At 48.1% G+C, this 2,403-nt stretch carries 1 protein-coding gene and 1 pseudogene; both read left to right on the top strand.

Annotation, left to right across the window (positions count from 1 at the left end; all coding sequences use genetic code 11):
- Positions 1 to 40 precede the first annotated feature (40 nt).
- Complete coding sequence (gene cimA / locus H6S82_RS29260; protein WP_190472217.1) at positions 41 to 1,705, top strand: citramalate synthase; 1,665 nt, start codon at positions 41 to 43, stop codon at positions 1,703 to 1,705.
- Positions 1,706 to 1,760: 55 nt separating this feature from the next.
- Positions 1,761 to 2,120, top strand: a pseudogene (locus H6S82_RS29265) (CHAT domain-containing protein); the annotation flags it as partial.
- Positions 2,121 to 2,403 lie beyond the last annotated feature (283 nt).

Below are 2,403 nucleotides of genomic sequence, written 5' to 3' on the forward strand. Positions count from 1 at the left end.
GTTATCAATAGGTGATTTATCCTTGTTATCCTCCCTCTCCATGACCCCCGACACCTCCAACCAGATTTGGATTTACGATACCACGCTCCGCGACGGCGCTCAGCGCGAAGGACTTTCCCTATCGCTGGAAGATAAATTGCGGATTGCCCACCAGCTAGACCAATTGGGAATTCCCTTTATTGAAGGGGGATGGCCGGGGGCGAATCCCAAGGATGTGCAATTTTTCTGGAAACTGAAGGAACAACCGTTACAGCAAGCGGAAGTGGTGGCTTTTTGCTCGACGCGACGACCGGGCACGACAGCTGCTCAAGATTCCATGTTGCAAGCGATTCTGGCGGCAGGTACGCGGTGGGTGACGATTTTCGGCAAATCTTGGGATTTGCACGTTACAGAGAGTTTGAAAGCTAGTTTAGAAGAGAATTTGGCGATGATCGGGGATACGATCGAGTATCTCCGCAGCCAAGGACGCCGGGTGATTTACGATGCCGAGCATTGGTTTGATGGTTACAAACACAATCCAGAATACGCTCTCCAGACATTGAAAAGTGCGATCGCCGCCGGTGCCGAATGGATTGTCCTCTGCGATACGAACGGCGGTACTCTTCCCCACGAGATTAGTCAAATTGTCCGCGATGTGGTAAAAGCGATCGCACCAGAAGAGAGTTCCCCATCCAAAATCCAAAATCCAAAATCCAAAATCCAGCTGGGTGTCCACACCCATAACGATTCGGATACAGCAGTTGCCAATGCGATCGCTGCTGTCATGGAAGGTGTGAGAATGGTGCAAGGCACCATGAATGGCTACGGCGAACGCTGCGGCAATGCCAATCTCTGTTCTCTCATTCCCAATTTGCAACTGAAGCTGGGTTATTCCTGTATCAAAGATGAGCAACTAAAACAGCTCACCCAAGCCAGTCGCTTTATTAGTGAAATCGCCAATTTAGCGCCAGACGAACACGCACCTTTTGTCGGACTGTCTGCTTTCGCCCACAAAGGTGGCATCCACGTCAGCGCAGTTGAGCGCAATCCTTTAACTTACGAACACCTTGAGCCGGAAACCGTCGGAAATCGTCGCCGCATCGTCGTTTCCGACCAGTCTGGGCTGAGCAATGTTTTAGCAAAAGCCCGCAGTTTCGGTATCGACCTGGATAAACAAAATCCCGCTTGTCGTCACATTCTACAACGTCTCAAAGAATTGGAGAATGAAGGCTATCAATTTGAGGCGGCAGAAGGCAGTTTCGATTTGCTGATGCGCGAAGCATTGGGACAACGAGAAAAATTCTTTGAACTCAAAGGTTTTCGACTTCATTGCGATATTGCTCCCTGCGATGGCGAGTCGAACTGCCTTCCCTACGCCCTCGCCACGATCAAAGTTTCTGTCAATGGCAAAGATATCTTAGAAGCGGCGGAAGGAAATGGGCCGGTTGCCGCGTTGGATGCCGCCTTACGCAAAGCCTTGGTGAATTTTTATCCCATAATTGGTCAATTTTACCTTACCGATTATAAGGTGCGGATTCTCAACAGCAACACGGGAACTTCTGCGAAAACTCGCGTTTTGGTCGAGTCTAGCAACGGTCATCAACGTTGGACGACGGTGGGAGTTTCAACTAATATTTTGGAAGCTTCCTATCAGGCGGTAGTAGAAGGGTTGGAGTATGGTTTGCTGTTGCATTCTTCAGCAAAGGTAGCACTCGCTAATTCATAGGTTAGATGGTCAGTTGTCAGTTGTTAGTTGTTCTTCTCTACTGACAACTAGCAACGCCCTCTCTCCCTCTGGCAATGATGACGGTTTGCTCACTGCCAGCGAAATCCTTTCTTTGAAGCTAAATGCGGAATTAGTTGTTCTGAGCGCCTGCGATACTGGAAGAGGAAAAATTACCGGCGATGGCGTTATCGGATTATCTCGCAGCTTGATTAGTGCGGGTGTACCCAGTGTGGTAGTGTCTCTCTGGTCGGTGCCAGACGCGCCAACAGCATCGTTAATGGCAGAATTTTATCAAAATCTGCAAAAACAACCAGATAAAGGTCAAGCACTGCGTCAGGCGATGCTGACGACGATGAAAAAATATCCCATCCCCAGAGATTGGGCCGCCTTTACTTTGATTGGTGAAGCTGAGTAGAACTGGAAGATACTTTGGAATTGTGCTATTATCAACAAGACTGTAAAATTGCCTTTGGATAACCATAGGCATTTAAGACAAGGCTAAAAAAACGCTTGCTTGTCCGTTTTATGCTAAGCTAGTAGGGTAGAAGTTCGCTTCCCCACTGCACAGAACTAAAAGCACCGGTCACCCAAAAGAAGTGGGAAGCCTTTTTCGGTTAAATATTTGCAAAAATAAATCCAATTCAATGGAGTTTATGACTCAACAAGTTATTCACCCGATGGTGAAGATGCAACGTCAG

It is taken from the genome of Planktothrix sp. FACHB-1355 (assembly GCF_014748295.1).
Taxonomy (GTDB): Bacteria; Cyanobacteriota; Cyanobacteriia; order Cyanobacteriales; family Aerosakkonemataceae; genus Aerosakkonema; species Aerosakkonema funiforme_A.

Coding starts and splice junctions, on each gene's coding strand:
- cimA (WP_190472217.1), top strand. CDS start 41: ATGACCCCCGACACCTCCAACCAGATTTGGATTTACGATACCACGCTC.